The organism is Amycolatopsis sp. NPDC004747, from assembly GCF_053601335.1.
Window position 1 is genome coordinate 1 of sequence record NZ_JBSGBQ010000031.1, and the last position, 20,060, is coordinate 20,060.

Genomic DNA, 20,060 nt, shown 5'->3' on the forward strand with positions numbered 1-20,060 from the left:
TGCACCGCGGCCACCGGGAAGCCGCCGCGGTCGTCGCGCGGGAGATCGCCCACGACGACCAGGCCCCGCGTCACATCCGCGTCTCCGCCGCCCGGTTGCTGGCCCTCACCAGCGACCTCTGCCGCCCGGAGGCGCGCGAGCTGATCACGCGCCTCAGGCCGCCGGGCCGAAGCGGCGGCGATAAGCACTCGGGCTGAGGCCGGTGTGACGCCGCAACTGGGCCCGCAGGTTCGCCGCCGTTCCGAAGCCGCTCAACGCCGCCACCCGGTCCAGTCGCAGCTCGCCCCGCTCGATCAAGCGGCACGCCAACGTCACGCGTTCCGTTGTCAGCCAAGCCAATGGGGTGGTCCCCAGCTCCGCCCGGAACTTCCGGTGCAGCGTCGCCGGGCTGGTCGCTGCGCGGGTGGCCAGGTCCGGGACCGTTAGCGGCTGGTCCAGGCGCTCCAGCGCCCACGCCAGCACCGGGGCCAGCGACGTCTCCGGCACCGACGGCACCGGGCGCGCGATGAACTGCCGCTGGCCGCCGTCGCGGTGGCCGGTGAAGACCAGCCGGCGGCTGACCGCGTTGACGACTTCGGCGCCGTGGTCGCGGTGGATGATGTGCAGGCCGAGGTCGAGCGAGGCCGCGCTGCCCGCCGCCGTCAGGACGTTGCCCTCGTCGATGAACAGCACGTCCGGTTCCCACCGCACCCTGGGGAACCGTTTGGCCAGCGAAGCCGCCCACTGCCAGTGCGTCGTCGCGCGGCGGCCGTCCAGCACGCCCGCTTCGGCGAGGGCGAACGCTCCCGTGCAGAAGCTCACCAAGCGGGCACCGCGGCCGGCCGCCCGGCGGATCGCCGCGGTGATCGCCGGGTCCGTCGGGACGCCGGTGTTCGGGCGGGCCGGGACGATCAGGGTGTCCGCCGTGTCGGCGGCCTCGAGCCCGGCGACGCCCGAGAGCGTGAACATGCCGAGGTTCATCCGCACCTCCGGCGTCGCCGCGCAGAGCGTGAAGTCGTACCAGGGCCGGTCCAGCTCGGGGCGGCGGAGGCCGAACAGCTCGGTCGCCACGCCCATCTCGAACGGGTTCGACTCCTCGGTGACGATCGCGACGACCCGGTGCGAGAATTCTTGCGGCATGTGCGATTCCTAGCACTCGCGCCGGCGAAACGCCAGGACGAGCATCACCCGCATGAACCCGATCGACCTCAACGAAGTCCTCGCGAGCTTCGACGCCGCCTGGAGCCCGCGGATCGTCACCCGCGTCAACGACTACGACATCCGCCTCGCCCGGTTCGACGGCGAGCACGTCTGGCACGTCCACGAAAACACCGACGAGTTCTTCCTCGTCCTGGACGGCGAGATCGAGATCGGCCTGCGCGATCCGGACGAACGGGTGGTCACGCTCGGGCGCGGGCAGGTCTTCGTGGTCCCGAAGGGCACGTTCCACAAGCCGTCGTCGAAGGCCGGCGCGAGCGTGCTGCTCGTCGAGCCTGCCGGGACGTTGAGCGTCGGCGACGAACACGACGAAGTGCCCGACCACGTCGACGTGACCACCGGCCACCTCGTCTAACGTCGGGGAATGTTGACTGTCGTACCCGTCGACCAGGTGTCCTGGGAAGACCTGCAGGCGATCTTCGGCGACCGCGGCGATCCCGCCCGCTGCCGGTGCCAGTACTTCAAGGACACGCCCGCCGAGTGGCGGTCGGGCACCGCCGAAGACCGGGCCGAGCGGTTGCGCGCGCAGACAGCCGACCACGCGACCGGGCTCGTCGCCTACCTCGACGGCGAGCCCGCCGGCTGGTGCGCGGTCGAGCCTCGCACGGCTTACCGCCGCCTGCTCAACAGCCGGCTGGTCTGGGCCGGTCGTGACGAGGACAAGGCGGACGACGGCGTCTGGGCCGTCACCTGCTTCGTCACGCGCAAGGGCTTCCGGCGCCAAGGGGTGAGCGCGGCCCTGGCCAAGGCGGCAGCGGACTTCGCCCGCGAGCAGGGCGCGCGGGCGGTCGAGGGCTACCCGCTGGTCGTCAAGCCCGGGGAGAAGCTCGCCTGGCCCGGCGAACTGTTCGTCGGCACGACCGGGATCTTCGCCGACGCGGGCTTCGCCGAAGTCAGCCGTCCGACCGCGCGGCGGGTCGTCATGCGGCTGACCTGCTGAGTCCTTCCTGAGAACGGCGTACCCTCGCCCACATGAAACGGACATCGTTCGCGCAGTGGCCGTGCTCGATCGCGCGCACCATGGACCTGCTCGGCGACTGGTGGACGCCCCTGGTGCTTCGGGACGCCTTCTACGGCGTGCGCCGCTTCGACGAGTTCCAGCAGGCGCTCGGCATCGCGCGCAACACCCTCGCCGACCGGCTCAAGCGGCTGGTCGACGAGGGGCTCCTGGAAAAGGTGCCCTACCAGACCGAGCCCGTCCGCTACGACTACGTGCTCACCGAAAAGGGCCGCGACTTCTACCCGGTGCTGCTCGCGATGACCCGCTGGGGCGACAAGTGGCTCGCGACCGAAGCCGGCCCGCCGATCACCGTGCACCACCTCGCCTGCGGACACGACACGCACGCCGAAACCGTCTGCGCCGAGTGCCGGGAGCCGATGACCCCGGACGACACCCGGATGCGCCGCGGCCCCGGCTTCCCGCCCCGGCTGGCCCGGCGGCCGGACGTCGAGGAGCGCTTCGCCCGGCAGGAGTAGCCGTTGACAGGCTAGGTCTATCTACGCAACTATCGTGGTCAGGCGAGGAGAAGGGACCACGATGGAGTGGACGGGTGCGCGGTACGCCGACCTGCCGACGGCCGAGGTTTCGACCTGGATCGACGCCGCGCCCGAGGTCGTCTGGCCGGTGGTCTCGGACATCTCGCTGATGCCCGAGCTGAGCCCGGAGCTCCAGTCCGTCGAGTGGTGCGAAGAAGGCCGCAAGTTCCGCGGCCGCAGCAAGCACGACGCGTTCGGCGAGTGGGAGACGACGTCGTACGTCGTGGAGTGCGAAGCGCCGCGGGTGTTCGCGTGGGCCGTGCAGGACCCCGAGGAACCCAGCGCCGTCTGGAAGTTCACCCTCGAGCCCGACGCCGGCGGCACGCGCCTGAGCCAGTGGATGCGGATGGGCCCGGGCCGGTCCGGGCTGTCGTTCGCCATCGACCGGATGCCGGAGAAGGAGCAGAAGATCGTCTTCGTCCGGATGCGGGAGTTCGAGACGGCGATGCAGGGCAACCTCGCCGCGATCAAAGCCCGGATCGAAAGCCGATGAAGACCGCGACCACCGTCGAGTTCTCCACGGACACCCGCACGACGCTGGACTTCGTGCTGGAGGCGGAGAAGCTCGGCCTCGACGTCTGCTGGGTGGCCGAGGCCTGGGGCTCGGACGCGCCGTCCGCGCTCGGCTACCTCGCCGCCCGCACCGACCGGATCCGGCTCGGCTCGGGCATCATCCAGCTGGGCACGCGCACGCCGGTCGCCATCGCGCAGGCCGCGCTGACCCTGGCCGACCTCTCCGGCGGCCGGTTCGCGCTCGGGCTCGGCCCGTCCGGTCCGCAGGTGATCGAGGGCCTGCACGGCGTCCCGTTCGCCAAGCCGCTGACGCGCATGCGCGAAACCGTCGAGATCATCCGCCAGGCGTTCGCGGGCGAGAAGATCGCGTTCGAAGGCCGGGCTTTCGAGATTCCGCTGCCCGGCGAAGCGCGCCCGATGCGGCTGTCCACGGCGCCGAACCCGGACATCCCGATCTACCTCGCGACGCTGTCGCCGAAGCTCCTGGAGCTCACCGGCGAGGTCGCGGACGGCTGGCTCGGCACCAGCTTCGTGCCCGAAGGCGCCGACGCGTACTTCGCCCACCTCGACGCCGGACTCGCGAAGGCGGGCCGCAAGCGCGAGGACATCGACGTCTGCCAGGGCGCCGAAGTCGCCTTCGCGGACAACGAAGACGAGCTGCGCACCCTCGTCGGCAGCCGCAAGAAAGAACTCGCCTTCAGCCTCGGCGGGATGGGTTCGGCCACCACGAACTTCTACAACAACGCCTACAGCCGCCAGGGCTGGGCCGAGGTCGCCGCCGAGGTTCGCGAGCGCTGGCAGGCCGGTGACCGCGAGGGCGCAACCGCGCTCGTCACCGACGAAATGGTGCTGGCCACGACGCTGATCGGCACCGAAGAGATGGTCCGCGAACGCCTGCGCGTCTGGCGCGACGCCGGCATCGACACCGTCCGGCTCTACCCGGCCGGCGAAACACTCGAAGCGCGTCTCACGACGCTCGGTCGCGCATTGGAGCTGACATGACCGGCGACTGGCAGCGCACCGCGTGCAGCCTCTGCTACCTCAACTGCGGGCTGGAGGTGCAGCTCGACGGCCGGAAGATCACCCGCGTCCGCGGCGACAAGGCCCACCCGCGCTCGGCGGGCTACCTGTGCCAGAAGGCGCAGCGCCTGACCTGGTACGGCGACCACGAAGACCGCCTGACGACGCCGCTGCGCCGGCGTCCCGACGGCACGCACGAGCCGGTCGATTGGGAGACCGCGCTCACCGAGATCGCCGCGAAGCTGCACACGATCCGGGACGCCGACACCGCGGCCGGGCGGCCCGGCTCGTTCGCCTACGTCGGCGGAGGTGGGCAGGGCAACCACTCCGGCGGCGCGTACGGCACGTCGCTGCTGAAGTGGATGAACTCCACGCGGCACTTCAACGCGCTCTCGCAGGAGAAGACCGGCGACTTCTGGGTCAACGGGCACCTGTTCGGCTCGACGATCGTGCACACCGCTGAGGACGTCGAGCACTGCGACCTGCTGGTCGTGCTCGGCTGCAACCCCTGGCAGGCACACGGCTTCAGCAACGCCCGGCACGCGCTCAACACGCTCAAGAACGACCCGGACCGCCGGATGATCGTGATCGACCCGCGGCGCACCGAGACCGCGGAACTGGCCGATCTGCACCTGCCGCTGCGTCCGGGCACCGACGCCTACCTGCTGGGCGCCATCCTGGCGCTGCTGCTCGAACGGGGTGGCGCCGACGAGCGGTTCCTCGCCGAGCGCACCGAAGGCTTCGACGAGGTGGCCGCCGTGCTGGCGAAGGTGCCGGTGGACGAGTGGATCGCGCACGCCGAAGTGTCCCGTGTGGACGTCGAGCGCGCGGTCGAGCTGATCCTCGCGGCCGAGGCGATGACCGTGCGCGTCGAGCTGGGCATCCAGCAGGGGCGGCATTCGACGCTCAACAGCTACCTCGAGAAGCTGCTGTACCTGCTCACCGGGCACTTCGGCCGGCGCGGCACGAACAACCTGCACTCGTGGCTGCTGCCGCTGTGGGGCGCGACGACGGGGCAGCGCTCGGAGATCACCGGCTTCGAGTACATCGGCGGCCTGCTGCCGGCGAACACCCTCGCCGAGGAGGTCCTCGCCGACCACCCGAACCACGTCCGCGCGGTGTGGGTGGAGTCGTCGAACCCGGCCAACACCTTCGCCGGGACGCGGGACGTCGAACGCGCGCTGGAGGCCGCGGAGCTGACCGTCGTCGTCGACGTCGCCTACACCGAGACGGCCGCGCTGGCCGACTACGTGCTGCCCGCGGCGTCCCAGCACGAGAAGTGGGAGTTCACGCTCTTCACCTTCGAATGGCCGACGAACTACTTCCAGCTGCGGCGGCCGTTGCTGGATCCGCTGCCGGGCACGCTCGTCGAAGCCGAGATCTACGCGCGGCTCTTCGACGCGCTCGGCGTGCTGCCGCCGTCCGACGTCCTCGGCGAGCTGGCCGCGGGGCCGCGGGCGCAGCTGCAGGCGGGTCTCGGCGCGCTGGTCCAGGCGATGCCGGAGCGCGCGGCGATCCTGCCCGTGCTGCTCTACCGCACGTTGGGCGCGTCGCTGCCCGACGGCGCGGCGTCGATCGCGCCGCTGTGGGCGGGCTGCCACCGCGCGGCGAAGACGATGACCGTGCCGGTGCAGCGCGCGCTGGGCAGCTCGGCCACCGGCCCGCGGCTCGGGGAAGAGCTCTTCGAGCGCGTCCTGGCCGGTCCGACGCCGTTTTCCGCGCACGAGCAGGACGAAGTGTGGAGCCTGCTGCGCCGCGAGCGCGTCCGGCTGGCCGTGCCGGAACTGCTCGACTGGCTGGCCGCGCTGGACCCGGCCGCCGAACGGCCCGATCCGGCGTTCCCGTTTTCGCTGCTCAACGGGCAGCGGCGGGCGCACAACGCGAACCAGATCCTGCGCGACCCGCGCTGGCGCCGCACGGATCCGGACGGCGCCCTGCGCGCGCGGCCCGAAGAACTGGCGTCGATCGGCGCCGCGCCGGGCGACTGGGTGGCCGTCGTGACACCGGCGGGCCGGGTGGTCGTCCGCGCCGAGGCCGACCCCGCGTTGCGGCCGGGCCAGCTCGCGCTGCCGCACGGCTACGGCATGGCCTACCCGGCCGCGGACGGCCGCCGGGTGGTCAGCGGCCCGCGGATCAACCTCCTGACCGACGCGCTGGACCGCGACCCGATCGCGGGGACGCCGCACCACAAGGACGTCCCGGCGCGCCTGGAACCGGCGACCGAGCGGGAGCGGGCCCGGGCCGAGGCGGACAGCCGGACCGTCGCGAGTGGACGAACGGGCCCTTCCGCCGGTTTATAGTGGGACCATGCGCAAGATCGTCGCGAACCTGTTCATTTCGCTGGACGGCGTGGTCGAGGCGCCCGACAAGTGGTCGTTGCGGTACTGGAGCGACGAAATCGGCCAGGCGGTCGGCAGCGGGATGGCCGCCGCCGACGCGATGCTGCTCGGGCGCGTCACCTACGAAGGGTTCGCCGATGCGTGGCCCGGCCGGACCGTCGAGGACGACGAGGGCGCCGAGTTCATGAACAACGTGCGCAAGTACGTGCTCTCGTCGACGCTGCGGGAAGTGACCTGGAACAATTCGACGCTGCTGACCGGCGACCCGGTCGAAGCGGTCCGGGCGCTGAAGGCCGAGCCCGGCGGCGACATCATGACCAGCGGCAGCCCGACGGCGGTGCGGTGGCTGCTGGCCGAGGGTCTGGCCGACGAGCTGAACCTGCTGCTGTACCCGGTCGTCGTGGGCCGCGGGAAGCGCCTGTTCCCCGCGGACGGGCCGTCGTTCCCGCTGGAGCTGAAGAAGTCGGCGACGTTCGGCAACGGCGTCGTGCAGCTGACCTACGTGCCCGCGTGATCTCACCGTTCCGGATCGAGGTCCCCGAGGCGGACCTCGAAGACCTGCGCGCGCGGCTGCGGCGGACGCGCTGGCCCGAAGCCGAGGCCGTGGCCGATTGGAGCCAGGGCACGCCGCTGGAGTACCTGCGCTCGCTGTGCGAATACTGGGCCGGTTCCTACGATTGGCGCCGGGTCGAAGCCCGGTTCAACCGGTTTCCGCAGTACCGCACCGAAATCGACGGGCTGGGCATCCACTTCCTGCACGTGCGCGCGCCGGATCCGGACGCCCTGCCGCTGATCCTCACCCACGGCTGGCCCGGCTCGTTCCTCGAGTTCTCGAAGGTCATCGAGCCGCTTTCGGCGGAGTTCCACCTGGTGATCCCGTCGCTGCCGGGTTACGGCTTCAGCGACAAGCCGTCGTCGCCGGGCTGGGGCATCGAGCGGATCGCGGCCGCCTGGGCCTCGCTGATGGCCCGGCTGGGGTACTCGCGCTACGGCGCCCAGGGCGGCGACTGGGGGACATCGGTGACGACGTCGCTGGCCCAGCAGGACGCGGCGCACCTGGCGGGCATCCACCTCAACCCGCCGATCGCGGCGCCGGACCCGGCGACGTTCGACGACCTCACGCCGTCCGAGCGGGCCGCTCTGGAGGCGTTGGAGCACGCGCAGCGCTGGGAAGACGGGTATTCGGTGCTGCAGTCGACCCGCCCGCAGACGATCGGCTACGGCCTGCTCGACTCCCCGGCGGGGCTGTGCGGCTGGCTGGTGGAGAAGTTCCACGCCTGGTCCGACGGCTTCCCGTTCACCCGCGACGAGCTGCTGGACGACGTCACGCTGTACTGGCTCACCGGCACGGCGGCGTCCTCGGCGCGGCTGTACTGGGAGAGCATCCGCAAGGTCCAGAAGTGGTTCTCGGAGGCGACGGACGACACGGTGGACGTGCCGGCGGGCTGTTCGATCTTCCCCGCGGAGATGCCCCGGCCGTCGCGCCGCTGGGCCGAAAAGCGGTACACCGACATCCGGCACTGGAACGAGCTGGACCGCGGCGGCCACTTCGCGGCGTACGAGCAGCCCGAGCTGTTCGCCGACGAGGTGCGGACCTTCTTCCGGCTGGTCCGCTAGTTGACCTGGCGGGACTGCCCCTGCCAGAACGGCTCCCGTAGCTTGAACTTCTGGATCTTCCCGGTGGCCGTCCGGGGCAGCTCGGCCAGGAACTCGATCCGCTTCGGGCACTTGTACCCGGCCAGGTACCCCCGGCAGTGCCGGATGAGCTCCTCGGCCGTGACGTCGCCCTCGACCACGACCAGCGCCGTCACCAGCTCGCCCCACTTCTCGTCCGGGATGCCGATGACCGCGGCCTCGCGGATCGCCGGGTGCGAGTTGAGCGCGTCCTCCACCTCGATCGACGACACGTTCTCACCGCCCGAGATGATGACGTCCTTCTTGCGGTCGGCGATCGTCAGGTAGCCGTCCTCGAACGTGCCGCCGTCGCCCGTGTGGAACCAGCCACCGTCGGTGACCCGGGCGGTCTCAGCCGGGTTCTCCCAGTAGCCGTCGAGGTTGTGGTTCGACTGGGCGAGCACCTCGCCGTCGGTGTCGACGGCGATCCGGACGCCCAGCGCCGGCGTGCCCGCGCGGCCCAGCAGCCGCGCCTGCTCGTGCGGGTCGAGGTCCGCCCACTCGCTGCGCATCCGGTTGACCGTCAGCAGCGGCGCGGTCTCGGTGAGCCCGTAGATCTGGATGAACTCCCAGCCCAGCTCCGCCCGGACGCGCTCGATCGTGCGCGTCGGCGGCGGCGCACCGGCCACGACGATCCGGACGCGGTTACGGCCGGGGATCTCGCCGTCCCACTTCGCCGCGCCGTCCAGCGCCGCCGTGACCACCGCGGGCGCCGCGCAGAGGATGGTGACGCCGTGTTCCTCGATGCGCCGGAGGATTTCGGTGCCGTCGACCTTGCGCAGCACGATGTGCCGCCCGCCCAGGCCGGTCACCGCGTACGGCATGCCCCAGCCGTTGCAGTGGAACATCGGCAGCGTGTGCAGCAGGACGTCGTTGTCGCTCAACGTCGTGTGCAGGCCGAAGACCGCGGCGTTCAGCCAGATGTTGCGGTGGGTGAGCTGCACGCCCTTCGGCCGGGCGGTCGTGCCCGAGGTGTAGTTGATGGTGGCGGTGGCCGACTCGTCGCCGTCCCACGGCCGGGGCGTGCCGTCGCCGCCCCAGATGGCGTCGTCGTCGCGGCCGAGGACGAACACGTGCTTCGCCGTCACCGTGTCGAGCAGGTGCTCGAGCTCCGGGTCGACGATCAGCACCTCCGCCCCGGAGTGCTCCACTATGTACTTGACCTCGGCGGGAGCCAGCCGGAAGTTCACCGGCACCAGGATCCGGCCCCAGCCGGACACGCCGAAGAACGACACGAGCAGCCGGGCGGCGTTGTGCGAGACCATCGCGACGCGCCCGCCGGACGGCACCCCCAGCGCGTCGAGGTTGGCGGCCTGCGCGCGGGCGCGGCGCGCCACCTCGCGGTAGGTGAGCGAACCCCAGCTCGGCGCCGGCTGGTCCGGCTCGTCGACCACCGCGACGCGGTCCGGGTACACCGTTTCCGCGCGGTCGAGGAAGTCCCGGACACCCAGATCGAAGAACATCCCCCGATGATGACCCTTCACCGGGTGCTCGCACCAGTCCGATGTGGTTCGCTGGACCACGATGGACTTCGACACGGTGGCCGGCGAGCTCTACGGGGGCGACCTCGCGGAGTTCGTCAGCGCGCGCAACGCGGCGGCCAAGGAGGCGAAGGCCGGAGGAGACGCCGAGCTCGCGAAGCGGATCCAGCAGCTTCGCAAGCCGACCACGGCCGCGGCGATCGTCAACGGCCTGGCCAGGGACGACTCCGACCAGCTGCGGGAGCTGGCCGAGCTCGGCGCCGAGCTGCGGGACGCGCACACTCGCCTGGCCGGCGACGAGCTGCGCGCGCTGACCCGGCGCCGTGGCGAGCTCGTGCGGCGGATCCTCCACGAGCTGCCGTCGATGAGCGACGCGGTGACCCGCGAGGTGGAGGCGACCCTGGAGGCCGTCGCGGCCGAGCCGGACACCGCCGCGCTGGCGCTCGCCGGCCGGTTGACGTCGGTCGCGCACCAGGACACCGACCAGTGGTTCAGCCTGGCCGCGAGCGCCCCGCCCGCCACCGGGAAGCGCCCGGCGAAGCTGGTGGACAAGGCCGAACCGGCGCGGCCGAAGCGGGACCACCGGCGCGAAGAGCAGGAGCGGGCGCGGGTCCGCGCCGAACGCGAGCGCCTGCGCAAGGAAGCCGCCGAGCGGGACAAGGAGCGCGCGGTGGCCGAGCGTGACCTCGTCCGCACCGAGCGCGCGGCCGAGCAGGCCACCGCCCGCGTCGACGACCTGCGCGAGCGCCTGGCGGAAGCCGAGGAACGCGCCGAGCGGGCGGCGGCGGAGTTCGAGACGGCGAAAGCGGCCTTCGACGAAGCCGACGCGGCCGCCACCGCCGCGCGGAAAGCCGCCGACGCCACCCGCTGAGCTACGCGGTTAAGGGATGGCCGGCCGCCGGTCCGGTTGGTAACGTGCGGTTTGCGCCCCGGATGGGCCGACACACGGAGGTAGTGGCTACTCAAGCCCCCTTGAGATCGACACGTTCTGCCCGGCCTGGGCGGAGCCGTGCCTTTCGTGTCGGCCTCTCGGCCTCCGGTGAACTCCGTCATCGGAAAGGACCACCCAGTTTGATCAAGCTCACCACGACCGGCGCCCGGACGGGCCGGAAGCACCGGGTTCCCTTGGGCGCCTTGGACATCGACGGCAGGCTGGTCGTCGTCGCCTCCGCGATGGGCGCGCCGAAGCACCCGGCCTGGTACCACAACATCCGGCACAACCCGCTCGTCCTGGTGGAAACGGACACCGAAACGTTCGAGGCGATGGCGGCGCTCCCGCCGGACCGCGACAAGCTGTTCGCCGAGGTGATCGAGCGGGCGCCGGGGTTCGCGGACTACCAGGCGCGCACGACCCGGATCCTGCCCGTCGTCGAGCTGCACCGGGTCGACACCGCGCGCCGCATGGGCGACTGGCTGGTCGAGATGCACGACTGGTTGCGCGGCGAGCTGAAGGAAATTCGAGCCGAGCTGGACTGCGGCACCCCACGCGAGCTGCGGCTGCGCTGCGCCGGGTTCTGTACGGCCCTCACCCGGCACCACACCGGGGAGGCCAGGAACATCTTCCCGTTGCTGGCCGAGCGGTTCCCCGCCTTGGCACCCACGTTGGCGAAGCTCGACGAAGAGCACGTCGTCGTCGCGCGGCTGCAGGAGGAGGTCCGGCAGCTCGTCGAGCGGGAAGCCGACCCGGTGCGGCTGCGCGCGGAGTTCGACCGGCTCAAGTCCGAACTGGACAGTCACTTCGCCTACGAGGAGCGCACGCTCGTCGCCGCGCTGAACGCCCTGCTGCCCGCGCCCGGCTGATCAGAGCAGCACTTCGGCCAGCCGCCGCTGGTGCGCCAGCTCCGCCTCGGGTGACGGGCCGAGCACCTGCACCGCCACGTGGTCGGCGCCGGCGTCCACATGGGACAGCAGTCCTTTGGCGATCGTTTCCGGCGTGCCGTGCAGGACGAGGTCGTCGATCAGGCGGTCGCTGCCGCCGCCGGCGACGTCGGCCTCGGTGTACCCGTGGCGCAGCAGGTTGCTCACGTAGTTGCGCAAGCCCAGGTAGGGGATCCGGACGTACGGCCGTCCGATGGCGCGCGCGGCCACCGGGTCGTCGTCCACGACCACCTTGTGCTCCGGCGCCAGCAGCTTGCCCGGGCCGAGGATCGCCCGCGCGTGCCGGGTGTGCGCGGCCGGCACGAGGTACGGGTGGGCGCCCGCGGTGCGCTCGGCGGCCAGCTCCAGCACGCGGTCGCCGAGCGCGGCGAGGATCCGGGCTTCGGCCGGGACGCCGGCCGCGTCGAGGCGGTCGAGGTAGTCGACGATCTTGGCGTACGGGCTGTGGTATCCGGTGACCGACTCGGGGTGGCCGACGCCGACGCCGAGCAGCAAGCGCTTTCCGTACCGGCCCGCGAGCCGGTGGTAGGACGCGGCGAGCGTCTCCGGCTCGTCGACCCACACGTTGACGATCGCCGTCGCCACGGTGATCCGCTCGGTGGCGGCGAGGATGGCTTCGACCAGCGCGAGGTCGCCGACCGAGTGGCGGCCGGTGCCCAGCCAGACCGCGCCGAAGCCCAGGCCGTCCGCCGCGATCGCCTGCTCCTTGCGGACCACGTCGTCGCGGTGCGGGGCCAGGAACACGCCGAACCTGCTCGATACATTTGCCATATCGAGCAATGTAGCAAATGTAGCGAGCGCTGTCAGGAAGCCAGCCGGTGCAGCCACTCCCGCAGCATCAGGCGTTCGGTCGGGGTCAAGGCGCGGTCGTCGTCCTCGAGTGCGGTCGACAAAGCGACAGCGAGGGCGCTCACGGAGGTGCTCCCGGTGGGGCGGTCGGCGAGCAGCCCGGCCAGCACCGACTCCCTGACCTGCGCGGACATCGCCAGGTCCCGGCTCTCCTCGGGCTGGGCGATCAGGCTGAGCGTCACGCCGCTGTTGGCCGCCGCGAACTGCCGCGCGGCCTCCGCCGCCTCGACGCGCAGGCGGCCGTCGCGCGCCAGCGGCGTGAAGAGCTCCAGCAGCATCGCTTCGGCGCTGGAGGTGAGGTTGCACGGCACGCCCGGCTCGATCTGGCCGTAGAGCAGCACGTAGAACGCCGGGTGCGCCAAGCCGTACTCGACGTGCCGGTCCCAGCCCGCGCGGATCCGGTCCACCGGGTCGCCGCCCGGCTCCGGAGCCTGGACGTACTGGGTGAAGCCGTAGTTGACGACCGCGTCGAGCAGCCCCTGCTTGCTGCCGAAGTGGTGGTACAGCGTGGGGGCCTGGACGCCGGCGCGTTCGCAGATCGCCCGGGTCGACACCGGCCCGTCGCCCGCTTCGTGCAGGAGCTGGCCGGCGGCCATGAGCAGGCGGTCGCGGGTGCTGCTGGCGTTGCTCGATCGTCCGGCCATGTAGCAATTGTAACGTCGTTCTGTAGCGGTCAGCGCAGCCGCAGCTGGACCCGCCGGAGCCCGGCGAAGGCGGCCAGCACGCCCGCGTCCGTCGTGGCCGCGTCCGGGCGGACCGACCGGTAGCCGTCCAGGAGCGCCTCTCTCAGCTCTTCGCGCTGGGGCAGGTGCCGGAGTGCGTCGAGCGCCACGGCGAGGTCGTAGGCGTAGTGCCCGTACCCGCAGTCGTCGAAGTCGATCACGCGCACCCGGCCGCGGTGCAGCAGGTAGTTGTCCTGGTGCAGGTCGCCGTGCACCAGGCCGAACGCGTCGGAGCCGTACCCCAGCTCCGTTCGCACCGCGCGGACGCGGGCCACCGCCCCGCGGATCCGCTCGTCGCCGCCGGCCGCCGCGACGGCCCGGTCGACGACCGCGGCGGAGAAGCCGTCCACCTGCGTGCGGCCGAACTCGGTCAGGTCGTCGACGCGGCGGCGGTCGAGGCCGTTCATCCGCGCGCCGTGCAGGTGCAGCCGCGCGGTGACCTCGCCCACCGCGTAGAGCTGCGGCGCGCTGAGCCGCTCGTCGAGGAACCGGCCCTCGACCCAGTGGGCGAGCACGCAGGTGCGCGGTTCGGGCACGGCCGGGTCGGCGACCACGGTGACCAGGTCCCGCGCTCGCGTCGGCACCGGCTGAGGCACCACGAGATCGGTTTCGCGGCACAGCGTGGCCAGCCAGGCCATCTCGGCCCGCACCTGCGCGACGCCGGGGCCGTCCGGCCGCTGCACCCGCAGCGCGTACCGGTGGCCGTCGGCGCCGTCGACCCGGAACACCGTGTTGTGCCCGTTGGCCAGCGGGGTCAGGCGAGCCACCGGCACGGCGTAGGACGTCAACGCCGCTTCTGCGAGCCGGCGCAGGCGGCGGGTCCGCCCGGCGCGGTCGAGCTCGGCGAACGGCCGTGAGTTCGCCTGGAAGTCGGCCATCGCCCAGGTGCTCAGCTGATCGACCGTTCCGGCTCGCGGGCGGCCGGCAGCGTGCGCGCCAGCGCGGGATTCGAGACGTGGCAGCCGAACCGGATCCCGGGCAGCCCGGTCGCGGCGGCGTTGTCCTCTGGGAAAAGGCCTGGTGGGGTCATACCGTGCCGCACGCGTGTTCTCCGTCCGCCGCTTTACCGGCCCCTCGCCTTCCCGTTGAGGACACGTGCGAATCGGACGGCCGGTTCAATGCCGGACACCGCGTGGATTCCGGTGCCCGCCAATACGGCGGCCGGCGCGGACAGGAGCAGCAGCGGCAGCGGGGCGGCCAGCGGGTCGATGCCGGCGAAGGATTCGACGCCGATCACCGCGGTGAGCACGGCGTCGGCGGCGACGGCCGTCTGGACGACGCGCAGCCGGTGCGCTTCGGAATGACCGGTGAACCGCAGGATCCAGGCCAGTGCGGGCAGCACCAGGATCGCGTGCATGGCGACCGCGTGCAGCGGCTTGAGGGCGCCGGCGGTGGTGTAGGCCAGCTGCGGGTCGCCACCACGGGCCGCGACCACCCCGCGCCCGATCATCACCGCCCCGGTGGCCAGCGCGACCAGCAGCACGGCCAGGCCGGCGCGGATCGCCAGCCGCAGGCTCGGCGCGGCCGGGCCGGGCTCGACGAGCGCGGTCGCCGTGAAGCCGATGGTGGTCAGGACGAGCACGCCACCGCCCGCGGCGAGGGTCATCGAGACGAAGGTGTCGAAGGGCGTCTCGAAGTTGAAGTGCGACGGAACCCCGCGCCACACCTGCATGCTGACCAGGACGACTTCGGCGACGCTCGCCACGGTGAACGCGCCGAGCAGGACGCTGCGCAGCCGCGGGCGCATGGTGAGGAACGACGTCGCCCAGGCGACCGAGGCGAGCGTCAGCCCGAACGACAGGCCGAAGGTGACGGCCTTGCGCATGGACAGCGGGCCCAGCCACGAGCCGCCGGTGGCGACGAGCACGAGAGCGTGCGCGACGCCGCTGAGGAACAGGGCCGCGCCGACGGCGTAGGCGATCCGCTCGGCTCGCCGTCCGCCGGTCCAGATCCGGGTCACTGCGTTCATACCGGTGAGTCTCGCGCCGCGGCCGGGCCCCCGCATCGGCCCGGCGGCGACACCGCGACGTACGACGAGGCGCGTACGGCAATCGGCGAGTATGTCGAAAAAGGGCCGGTAAAGGAATTCCGTTGTTCTTGACGGAATATTAACGATAGGGGTGCCGAGGGCCACTCGCCAGGCGGATGCGGTGTGCGGAAAAGCGTCCTATCCTGCAGACATGTACATCGCACTGCTGACCTATACAGCGCCCGAAACAGAAGTCGACTACGCGCTTCCGGACCATTCGGACTGGGTGCGCAAACAATTCACGAAAGGACTGTTCCTGGTTTGCGGAAAGGGTAACGGCTCGGCCGACCACGTGATCCTGGTCCGTTCGGTGCTGCGCGGCAAGCTCGACGCCGTGCTCGCCAGCGACCCGTTCGTGGTCCAGCGGCTCGCCCGGTACGACGTCATCGAGTTCACCGCCACGCGCACCGCCCAGGAGCTGCTGGCGATCAACGAGGCCATCGCCTCCTGACGAACCGCTTTCGGGGTCGCGGAGCCCCGGATGCAACAGCCCGTCGAGTCGGGTGGCCCGGCGACGAAGCCCCGCCACCTGACGGCGAAGAACGCTCGCCCGCTGCGTCTCGCTTATGATCGCGAAGGACGTCCAGCAGGGAGAGTGCGATGAAAACCCCCGACCTCGTGTTCCGGGGCCGCCGGTTGTGCAGTGACCGCGCGCTGGTGCTGGCCGTGGCCGAGTCGCTCCCCGAGGCCCGCTCCGCTGTCGCCGACGGCGCGGATCTCGTGAGCTTTCCCGGATCCGGGCCCCTCGTCGAGGCGGCGCGCGCGGCTTTCCCCGACCTCGTCATCGGGGTGGACACCGCGGACCCCTCCGTCGCCGCGGCCTGCTGCGAAGCGGGCGCCGACCTGATCTTGACGCGCGCAGACCTGGCCGAAGTCGCGGCCCGGTACGACGCGGGCTACGCAGCTCCTGCCTTCGTAGCCGGTTTGTCCGTTGTCGTGGACATCGGGGAGTTCCGGTCCATGCCTTCCGAAGACGTGCCGGTGCTGGCTTCGGTGGCCGGAGACGGCACCCCGGCCGGCTTGGCCCGCGCGGCTCTCGCCGCCTCGGCGGGGGTGGCGATCATCCGCACGAAGCACGTCCGGGGAGTGCGTCACGCGGCGGAGATGGCGGCGAGCATCGCGGGCACCCGCCCGCCGGCGAAGGCGGTCCGATGGGAGTGATCCGCGAGGTCTGGCCGTCCGCGCGCGACCTGGCCGACGACGACCTCGAGCAGCTCTACCGCTACCCGGCGGACCCCCGCTGGCTGGTGGTGAACTTCGTGTCCAGCACGGACGGCGCGATCACGGTCGAGGGCCGTTCGGGCGGCTTGTCGACGCCGGCGGACAGGATCGTCTACCGCCTCGGCAACGACCTCGCGGACGTCGTGCTGGTGGGCGCGGGAACGGCCGTGGCGGAGGGCTTCGAGGGCATGCGCCCCGACGCGGCCACGGCCGAACGCCGCCGCCGGTTCGGCCTGGCCCCGATCGCACCGGTGGCGGTGGTGACGACGGGCCGGTCCCTGCCCGCGGACGCCCCGGTGATCACGAAGGCGGCGGTCCCCACGCTGGTGTTCACCTCCTCGGCGGCACCTGCGGCGTTGCGTTCGGCCTGGGCGGCGAACGGTGCCCGCGTGTTCGTGGTGGGGGAGCTGGAGGTGTCGGCCGAGCGGGTGGTGTCGACGCTGGTGGCGGAGGGCCTTGGCCGCATCGACTGTGAGGGCGGGCCCCGGTTGTTCGGGTCGTTGATCGAGGCGGGGCTGGTCGACGAGTTCCGGTTGACGGTGGCGCCGTTCCTGGTGGCGGGCACCTCCGGCCGCGCGTCCCTCGGCGCGCCGGTCGACCCGGCGGAGCTGGAGCTGGCTTCGGTGCTCACCGACGGGGCGAGTGTGCTGTTGCGGTACCTGGCACCGCGCGGTTGAGGTGCTCGGCACTGTGTGGTTGCGGTGCCTGGTATCGCGCGGTCGAGGTACTTGGTGCCGTGCGGTTGAGCCTGTTCCGCCGAGTGACCGGCCGGGTTTTGTCGGTCCCTTCCGGTAGTGTGGAACTCGGGGGCTCCCTCGCGCGGTACCCGTTGTGCCACAAGGGAAATCGCCGTTCTCACCCCTGCCGCGGTTCACCCGTTCCAGCGATGATGCTCGCACATTTGTTCGGGTACCGTCGAAGACGTGACCACGACCCGAAGACGTCGGCAGCACCGCAATCCGGTGCTGCACAACGGAAAACCCCTACCGATCGAGCAGTCGCCGGAAATGGTCCGGCAGCGGGAGTTCCCGAGCCTCCGCCCGCGTAAGCCACGCGAAGTCGTCGTGCTCCTCGGGATTGAGCACCACCTCACCCGCGCCTTCTTCGTCCACCGTGTAAACGAAAGCGTGGATGCGCAGGGCCCGTCCCGCCACATCCGGCCAGGCATCGCGCGCGAGCTCGCCGGTGACCCGCACCGTCAACCCGGTCTCCTCCGCCGCTTCGCGCGTCGCGGTGTCCTCGAAGCGCTCGCCTGGCTCCGCCGTGCCGCCGGGCAGCTCCCACCGGCCCGCGAGGAACACCCCGGGCCCGCGGCGGAGGAACAGCACCCGGTCGCCGCGGGCGATCCAGCAGTAGGCCAGGTGCTTGTGCGCCAGGTCCGTCATGCGCGCGATTCTCGCTCAGTTGGTCTTCGACGTCGGCAGGTGGGCGCCCAGGTACCCGACGTACACCGTGCCGGTGCGGTCGGTGTCGTCGAGGAAGTGCAGGCGCGGGGCCGGCGACTTGAAGCGCTCCAGGGCGATGTGGGCGCCGAAGTAGTCGCGGCCCGCCGGGTTCGTCCGCGGGTCGACGCGGAACGTGCGGGCCTGGCGGAGCCGCTCGTTCGTGGTCACGGTGTCCGACTCGGCCAGCGCGATGATGTTCGCGCTGATCAGCGAACCCGGCTGGCCGGTGCGGGCGAACGCGAGCACGTCCGACAGCTCCGGGCCCGGGTCCTGGCCCGCGTCGAGCAAGGACGTCCGGGCGCCCGCGTAGGCGTCGAGGGTGCGCAGCGCGTCCCACGCCTTGCGGCGCCAGGCGGCGGCCTTGGGGTGGTGGTCGAGGATCGCGGCCGGCGCCGGTTCGGCCGTGATCACGAGGTGCTTGAGCGAGGCCGAGGCGGCGCCGATCAGTTCGGCGAAGCTGGGGAAGTCCTCCGGCGGGCGTTCGGCGGCGGCCACCTCGTCGTCGGCGTCGTGGTGGCGGGCGAGCCGGCCGGCCAGCAGCCCGTTGACGCGTCTGAGCTCGTCGCGCTCGGTCTCGGTCTCCTCGAACGCCCGCGCGTAGTCGTCCACCTCCGCCTGCAGCCGCGCGAGCTGGTCGCGCAGGCAGGCCACGTCGGTCGCGCACGCGTCCTCGAGGCGGCGGCGCAGCGCCTTCACCTCGCAGGCGTGCCGGTCCCGTTCCTCGGCGTGGGCCTTGGCCTTCTTCCGCAGGATGGTGATCACGCCGCGCGCCTCGGCCAGCTCCCGCTCGGCGCGGGTGAGCTTCTCCACCAGCTCGGCGTCGGGCTCGCGCTCCGGCGAAGCGAAGGGATCTGTCTCGTACCAGGCCCGCACGCTCGGCACGTCGGCCCATTCCTCGGGCAGGGGCGTCCGGCCGCGGGTCTGGATGAGCCGGGTGATCGCACCCTGCAGTGCCTCACCGGACACCGGGCTTTCGCTGACCACGAAATCGGGGAGCTGGTCGCACGGCGGCACGTAGAGCCGCGCGCCCTGCGGCACCGCGCAGCCGAGGGGCAGGTGCCGGTTGAGGGTGTGGCGGAAGCGGTCGTCGACGTCGAAGACGTTGACCAGCCCCGGCCAGCCCTCGACAGGCACCGTCGGCGGCTCGGTCAGCACCAGCACCGCCGAGGAGCGCCACGGCGCCACCAGCGCCTCGCCCAGCAGGTCGGCCAGGTGGTCGCATTCCTTGCGCGACCAGCCGCGCATCGCCAGCACCGGCGTTTCGATCGGGATTTCGTCGCTGCCGCTGGCGCCCAGCTCCTCCAGCCCGATCCGCTGGGCCGGTGCGTCGTGGCAGCTGCGCCACGGCCGCGTGCAGGCCGCGGTCAGCAGCCACGTCACCCGGTCTTCGCCGGCGCGGTAGCACAGCGAAAGCAATACCTGAACGGAGTAGCGGCCTTCGCTGCCCTCGTAGGCGAACTTGAGGTCGCACCGGCGCGAACCACCGTCGTCGGACGAGCCGAGATCGATCACCGTGTAGTCGTCGTGCTGCCTTTCGCGGCTGATCAGCCTGCTGCGCAACGCGTCCAGGGGGCGTTTCCCCTCGGTGGGGACCAGTCCGTGGTGCCAGATCCGGTGCACCCCCACAGGACTCAACTCCGTTCGCCGGGAACAGGACCTCAGCCGAACATAGCGGATCCTGTGACCGTTCGAACGCGGGGCGTCACCCCGTGCGGGTCCAGAGGCAGAACGGGTGCCCGGCCGGATCGAAGCAGACGCGCACGTCGTCCTGCGGCTGGAACTCCGCGACCACCGCACCCGCCGCGGTCGCCGCCGCCGTCGCTTCCTGGAGGTCGTCGACCTCGATGTCGAGGTGCAGCTGCATCTGCTGCGCGCCATCGGCCGGCGGCCACACCGGGGGAACGTGCCCGGTCTCCAGCTGGAACGACAGCCCCGCGCTGCCGTCGTCCGGGCGCAGGGTCACCCACTCCGGTTCGTCGGTGCGGATCGGCCAGCCGAGGAGCTTCGAATAGAACTCGGCGAGCGCGCGGGGTTCCGGCGTACCGAGCACGGTGGAGGTCAGCTTCATGATCGGACTGGTACCCGCGCGGCGGGTTCTCTACCGCGGTCCGGAGGTCCCGTTGCCGAAGTAGGCGCCAGGCTCGGCATGATTCGCG

Annotated in this window: 24 protein-coding genes; 14 read left to right on the forward strand and 10 right to left on the reverse strand. The window is 71.7% G+C overall.

Features of this window, described 5'->3' with window-relative positions; genetic code table 11:
• The coding region (locus ACWEGE_RS36415) for a hypothetical protein (RefSeq protein WP_449665030.1) at positions 1–197 on the forward strand (197 nt) is incomplete at its 5' end.
• Here ACWEGE_RS36415 and ACWEGE_RS36420 read toward each other — a convergent pair.
• Complete coding sequence (locus ACWEGE_RS36420) at positions 154–1,119, reverse strand: helix-turn-helix domain-containing protein (RefSeq protein WP_449665031.1); 966 nt, start codon at positions 1,117–1,119, stop codon at positions 154–156. The two genes, ACWEGE_RS36415 and ACWEGE_RS36420, sit on opposite strands and share 44 nt — an antisense overlap.
• 52 nt (positions 1,120–1,171) lie before the next feature.
• Here ACWEGE_RS36420 and ACWEGE_RS36425 point away from each other — a divergent pair, with 52 nt between their 5' ends.
• The 8 genes from ACWEGE_RS36425 to ACWEGE_RS36460 all read left to right on the forward strand — a co-directional run bounded on the left by ACWEGE_RS36425 (position 1,172) and on the right by ACWEGE_RS36460 (position 8,222).
• Complete coding sequence (locus ACWEGE_RS36425) at positions 1,172–1,552, forward strand: cupin domain-containing protein (RefSeq protein ID WP_449665032.1); 381 nt, start codon at positions 1,172–1,174, stop codon at positions 1,550–1,552.
• 9 nt (positions 1,553–1,561) lie between these two features.
• On the forward strand, positions 1,562–2,137 hold the full coding sequence (locus ACWEGE_RS36430) for a GNAT family N-acetyltransferase (protein ID WP_449665033.1): 576 nt from the start codon (positions 1,562–1,564) through the stop codon (positions 2,135–2,137).
• A gap of 32 nt (positions 2,138–2,169) precedes the next feature.
• Positions 2,170–2,673, forward strand: a complete 504-nt coding sequence (locus ACWEGE_RS36435; RefSeq protein WP_449665034.1) for a winged helix-turn-helix transcriptional regulator — start codon at positions 2,170–2,172, stop codon at positions 2,671–2,673.
• A 61-nt stretch (positions 2,674–2,734) separates the two neighbouring features.
• Positions 2,735–3,226, forward strand: a complete 492-nt coding sequence (locus ACWEGE_RS36440; RefSeq protein WP_449665035.1) for an SRPBCC family protein — start codon at positions 2,735–2,737, stop codon at positions 3,224–3,226.
• On the forward strand, positions 3,223–4,248 hold the full coding sequence (locus tag ACWEGE_RS36445; RefSeq protein WP_449665036.1) for an LLM class flavin-dependent oxidoreductase: 1,026 nt from the start codon (positions 3,223–3,225) through the stop codon (positions 4,246–4,248). The genes ACWEGE_RS36440 and ACWEGE_RS36445 overlap by 4 nt, the downstream gene beginning before the upstream one ends.
• Positions 4,245–6,566 carry a molybdopterin-dependent oxidoreductase gene (locus ACWEGE_RS36450; RefSeq protein ID WP_449665037.1) on the forward strand — a complete coding sequence of 774 codons (2,322 nt, stop codon included), beginning with the start codon at positions 4,245–4,247 and terminating at the stop codon, positions 6,564–6,566. The genes ACWEGE_RS36445 and ACWEGE_RS36450 overlap by 4 nt, the downstream gene beginning before the upstream one ends.
• A gap of 7 nt (positions 6,567–6,573) precedes the next feature.
• Entirely contained in the window at positions 6,574–7,119 is a 546-nt protein-coding gene (locus ACWEGE_RS36455; protein ID WP_449665038.1) for a dihydrofolate reductase family protein, read from the forward strand.
• A complete protein-coding gene (locus ACWEGE_RS36460; protein ID WP_449665039.1) occupies positions 7,116–8,222 on the forward strand; it encodes an epoxide hydrolase family protein in 1,107 nt (368 codons plus the stop codon). The genes ACWEGE_RS36455 and ACWEGE_RS36460 overlap by 4 nt, the downstream gene beginning before the upstream one ends.
• Here the strand turns inward: ACWEGE_RS36460 and ACWEGE_RS36465 are convergent.
• A complete protein-coding gene (locus ACWEGE_RS36465; RefSeq protein WP_449665040.1) occupies positions 8,219–9,742 on the reverse strand; it encodes an AMP-binding protein in 1,524 nt (507 codons plus the stop codon). The two genes, ACWEGE_RS36460 and ACWEGE_RS36465, sit on opposite strands and share 4 nt — an antisense overlap.
• A 61-nt stretch (positions 9,743–9,803) precedes the next feature.
• On the opposite strand from ACWEGE_RS36465, the gene ACWEGE_RS36470 reads away from it, so the two are divergent.
• Both ACWEGE_RS36470 and ACWEGE_RS36475 read left to right on the forward strand, forming a co-directional pair.
• Positions 9,804–10,631, forward strand: coding sequence for a hypothetical protein (locus tag ACWEGE_RS36470; protein ID WP_449665041.1), 828 nt, complete (start codon positions 9,804–9,806; stop codon positions 10,629–10,631).
• 200 nt (positions 10,632–10,831) lie between these two features.
• A complete protein-coding gene (locus ACWEGE_RS36475; protein WP_449665042.1) occupies positions 10,832–11,560 on the forward strand; it encodes a nitroreductase/quinone reductase family protein in 729 nt (242 codons plus the stop codon).
• Here ACWEGE_RS36475 and ACWEGE_RS36480 read toward each other — a convergent pair whose 3' ends face one another.
• Genes ACWEGE_RS36480 through ACWEGE_RS36500 form a run of 5 tightly spaced genes read right to left on the reverse strand, consistent with a single transcriptional unit; the run spans position 11,561 to position 15,178 of the window.
• On the reverse strand, positions 11,561–12,409 hold the full coding sequence (locus ACWEGE_RS36480; RefSeq protein ID WP_449665043.1) for an LLM class F420-dependent oxidoreductase: 849 nt from the start codon (positions 12,407–12,409) through the stop codon (positions 11,561–11,563).
• 32 nt (positions 12,410–12,441) lie between these two features.
• Complete coding sequence (locus tag ACWEGE_RS36485) at positions 12,442–13,131, reverse strand: TetR/AcrR family transcriptional regulator (protein ID WP_449665044.1); 690 nt, start codon at positions 13,129–13,131, stop codon at positions 12,442–12,444.
• Positions 13,132–13,160: 29 nt separating this feature from the next.
• Complete coding sequence (locus ACWEGE_RS36490; protein WP_449665045.1) at positions 13,161–14,087, reverse strand: phosphotransferase enzyme family protein; 927 nt, start codon at positions 14,085–14,087, stop codon at positions 13,161–13,163.
• An 11-nt stretch (positions 14,088–14,098) separates the two neighbouring features.
• On the reverse strand, positions 14,099–14,239 hold the full coding sequence (locus ACWEGE_RS36495; protein WP_449665046.1) for a hypothetical protein: 141 nt from the start codon (positions 14,237–14,239) through the stop codon (positions 14,099–14,101).
• Between the two features lie 33 nt (positions 14,240–14,272).
• Positions 14,273–15,178 carry a hypothetical protein gene (locus tag ACWEGE_RS36500; RefSeq protein WP_449665047.1) on the reverse strand — a complete coding sequence of 302 codons (906 nt, stop codon included), beginning with the start codon at positions 15,176–15,178 and terminating at the stop codon, positions 14,273–14,275.
• Between the two features lie 211 nt (positions 15,179–15,389).
• Between ACWEGE_RS36500 and ACWEGE_RS36505 the strand changes: the two genes are divergently transcribed.
• The 3 genes from ACWEGE_RS36505 to ACWEGE_RS36515 all read left to right on the forward strand — a co-directional run bounded on the left by ACWEGE_RS36505 (position 15,390) and on the right by ACWEGE_RS36515 (position 17,136).
• Complete coding sequence (locus tag ACWEGE_RS36505) at positions 15,390–15,689, forward strand: YciI family protein (protein WP_310967195.1); 300 nt, start codon at positions 15,390–15,392, stop codon at positions 15,687–15,689.
• A 149-nt stretch (positions 15,690–15,838) separates the two neighbouring features.
• Positions 15,839–16,399, forward strand: a complete 561-nt coding sequence (locus tag ACWEGE_RS36510) for a dihydropteroate synthase (protein WP_449665048.1) — start codon at positions 15,839–15,841, stop codon at positions 16,397–16,399.
• Complete coding sequence (locus tag ACWEGE_RS36515; protein WP_449665118.1) at positions 16,396–17,136, forward strand: dihydrofolate reductase family protein; 741 nt, start codon at positions 16,396–16,398, stop codon at positions 17,134–17,136. The genes ACWEGE_RS36510 and ACWEGE_RS36515 overlap by 4 nt, the downstream gene beginning before the upstream one ends.
• Before the next feature lie 306 nt (positions 17,137–17,442).
• Here ACWEGE_RS36515 and ACWEGE_RS36520 read toward each other — a convergent pair whose 3' ends face one another.
• The 3 genes from ACWEGE_RS36520 to ACWEGE_RS36530 all read right to left on the reverse strand — a co-directional run bounded on the left by ACWEGE_RS36520 (position 17,443) and on the right by ACWEGE_RS36530 (position 19,972).
• Positions 17,443–17,844, reverse strand: coding sequence for an NUDIX hydrolase (locus tag ACWEGE_RS36520; RefSeq protein ID WP_449665049.1), 402 nt, complete (start codon positions 17,842–17,844; stop codon positions 17,443–17,445).
• Positions 17,845–17,859: 15 nt separating this feature from the next.
• The gene (locus ACWEGE_RS36525) at positions 17,860–19,530 is read right to left on the reverse strand and encodes a hypothetical protein (RefSeq protein WP_449665050.1); all 1,671 of its coding nucleotides are present in this window, start codon (positions 19,528–19,530) and stop codon (positions 17,860–17,862) included.
• A 76-nt stretch (positions 19,531–19,606) separates the two neighbouring features.
• Complete coding sequence (locus ACWEGE_RS36530; RefSeq protein ID WP_360179219.1) at positions 19,607–19,972, reverse strand: VOC family protein; 366 nt, start codon at positions 19,970–19,972, stop codon at positions 19,607–19,609.
• Positions 19,973–20,060 lie beyond the last annotated feature (88 nt).